The 367-nt window shown below is 33.2% G+C and carries 1 protein-coding gene; it reads left to right on the top strand.

Annotated features, from left to right (window positions below; translation table 11 throughout):
• Positions 1-367, top strand: a 367-nt coding sequence (locus HX793_RS30745; RefSeq protein ID WP_178905606.1) for a hypothetical protein, incomplete at both ends; no start/stop codon positions are given.

The raw sequence follows: 367 nt of genomic DNA on the forward strand, positions 1-367 counted from the left end.
AATGAAAAGACTGAAAAGAAAAATGGGACAATTTGTGAAAACTTTAAATCGCCTCTACCAGATTTCTTCTTATCTACTAATGAGGACGATTCAGATGATGAAACAGTTATCAACTGCAGCCCAGATGATACTTTTTTCAACAAATCATTCAAAAGAGTTGTAAAATCTGAATCAGACTCTGCTAGTTCAGTAACTCATCAATTGAGATCTACTAAACTAACAAGGAATGATGGCACAATCAAACTTGAAAATTTCTTAAATGGAGAAAATTCTGATCATCAAAATGGTAGTACTTCTGCTCCAACTGTCTTTCCCTCTTTAAACTCAACCTTTATTGGAAAGAACAATCTGGGACAAAAGTATTCAA

It is taken from the genome of Pseudomonas reactans (genome assembly GCF_013387025.1).
Lineage (GTDB): Bacteria > Pseudomonadota > Gammaproteobacteria > Pseudomonadales > Pseudomonadaceae > Aquipseudomonas > Aquipseudomonas reactans.